Source organism: Bacillus sp. JJ664, assembly GCF_036962205.1.
Classification (GTDB): domain Bacteria; phylum Bacillota; class Bacilli; order Bacillales; family Bacillaceae_G; genus Gottfriedia.
The window spans coordinates 7,534-9,866 of sequence record NZ_JBALMS010000161.1; the positions used below are offsets into that span (position 1 = coordinate 7,534).

Genomic DNA, 2,333 nt, shown 5'->3' on the forward strand with positions numbered 1-2,333 from the left:
GCGCCAGTTAGTTGCATAGTAAATTGGAAACAAGTTTACTTGAAATTATTTTGGGCATTATTCTTAAACCATTTATAATAAATAGTTAATGTAAAAAGGCTAAAGAATCCGCAAATTATTCCTAATAGTATACAAATACCCATTTGCGTTGTTTGTGTAATTTCCGAAATTATAAAACCTAAAAATCCTCCTAAAAATATTAAACTCATTGCAAAAAACTTAAAATCTTTTTGTAAATCTATCATCTATACTATCTCCTCATCTTTCACATTACTTCTTTTACTTCTACACATTACTATTCATTCCTTCTTATTCAGCTATACTACGGGTTAGCACAATAAAAAAATCGACATAACAGTCGATCATGTTGTTGAACTAACGCGCCAGTTAGTCGAATAAGAAAATTTATATACTTTATCTTTCAATCTTCATCATTTCACATTTATTTTATTTGAATATGGTTTTTTTCATTAAGAAAACTATAATATCTATAATTGTTAACACTACGATGGTTACCCACATATAAAATGAAACAACATCTCCATTTAAACCATAAGGATCGACGATATATCCCTCTATTCCTAGTGTTATAGAAGACATAAATAAACAAATAAATAAATTACTGTAAAAGGAGAAAGTATTAACTATTAATTTTGTTTTCGCCAAAAAGTGAACAATAATCAACAAAATCATAAGTAGTATGATGAAGGTAATAAAAATAGGTCTAAGATAAACAAATTCTGGTATTTAGTAATCCGAAGGAGAGTATTAGCATTAGCTTTCAATTCTGTGGTGTGGTGAATCAGTCGAAATCGATTCATTTAGCAATTATAATAATTGCTCTGACACAATTAATCCTTTTAATGAAGATGTACATGATTATTTAAAAGAAAATCATAAAAAAAGACATTCCTAAAAAGGCTGTTGAACAGTTCTTTAATTGATTTGCATCACTTAGATTTCCATAGTTAAGATTAAATCCCTCTTCGTCAATTGATCTTACCCACTATAATACAAAATCATCATAATAATAATTCCTATTACCAATTTTAATGCTAATTGATTATATCTCCCCTTATTCAACTTCTATTTCGGTAAAAATGCCAAAATAAAAGAGAGAGGGTAAGAAATTACCCTCTCTCTCTTTTATTTATTTATTTATTATTTATAAACTTCTACCGTTACTAGTACGACGGTAACTCTGTTCTGCATCAGAATACGTTACTGTTAATGCGCTTCCTGTTAAATTCACTCCTGAAAATGATGCAGATACATCTAATGTATCTGTTGAATAGTTATGTTCAAAATCAAAGAAAATTTTATTTCCTGCAGTGCCTACTGTGTCAAAATACATGCTTGCTTGACCATGATCAGTTGCATAAATCTGAAGACCACTAGTAGTTTTCTGTGTGTCATCTTTAATGTTGTAAACGACACCGTAACCATTTTCAAATCTTTTAGTTGTTGTTGAACCTGAAACAGACGCTCCATTTAGCGTATCACCAGTCATTTTACCGCCGTTATCATAAGCGTAACAAGATGAGTTACCTATTGGATAAGTATTTTTGTTCATTCTGATTGCTGCAATATCCCAAGTTGCTTCTTTTGTATCATAAGGTGATCTAAAGTCCCACATACCAAGGAATACATATTTTTGAGTTCTTGTATCGAAGTAGCAATTATCAGTTAGTACAAGATCTGATGGATCATCTAAAAAAACTGTTACTTCATCATCTCCATTTTTAACTTTAATAAAGCCATTCGCTTCTAATTTTTTATCAAGATTATCTTTATGAAGTTTTCTAAATTCCTTATCGATTTCATTTAATTTATTTTGTTTATTTAGTGATAATTCTTTTATTGTTTTTACTTTTTCTTGACTTAAAAACTCTGCTTCATTTTTATTTATTTCATTTAAATAAAATTGTTGTTCTTGAACTATTTTATCAAATTCCTTGTGTCTTTTTTCAATCGTATTTAATTCAGTAACACTAATTTTGCTATCAGCTTTAACCTTTTCTTTTGTTTCTGCAAATGCTCCGTTAGTTAATAAAACCGATGCACAGATTGCTGAAGTTAAAACTGGTACTAATTTCTTTTTCATAAAATATTCCTCCTAAAATTTGTAAATTTTTTCCAACATTTACTAATTTTCTTCAAATTTCTTCGAATTCCTTCAAAAAATGTAAATTTTTAGAAGATTTTACAAAATTTGTTAATTTTTAATTGAATTAGTGTATAATGATACTAATTACTAAAAAAGGATGGATGCTTTTTTGAATAGTAAAACGATATATTCTAAACAGAACATATTTCTTTTATTTTTATTTTTA

Annotated in this window: 2 protein-coding genes; both read right to left on the reverse strand. The window is 27.9% G+C overall.

What is annotated here, in order from left to right:
• Nucleotides 1-35: 35 nt before the first annotated feature.
• Nucleotides 36-245: a hypothetical protein gene (locus V7056_RS19085; RefSeq protein ID WP_499703977.1), complete on the reverse strand. Its 210-nt coding sequence runs from the start codon at nucleotides 243-245 to the stop codon at nucleotides 36-38.
• Between the two features lie 920 nt (nucleotides 246-1,165).
• A complete protein-coding gene (locus V7056_RS19090) occupies nucleotides 1,166-2,104 on the reverse strand; it encodes a hypothetical protein (protein ID WP_499703978.1) in 939 nt (312 codons plus the stop codon).
• Between the last annotated feature and the right edge of the window lie 229 nt (nucleotides 2,105-2,333).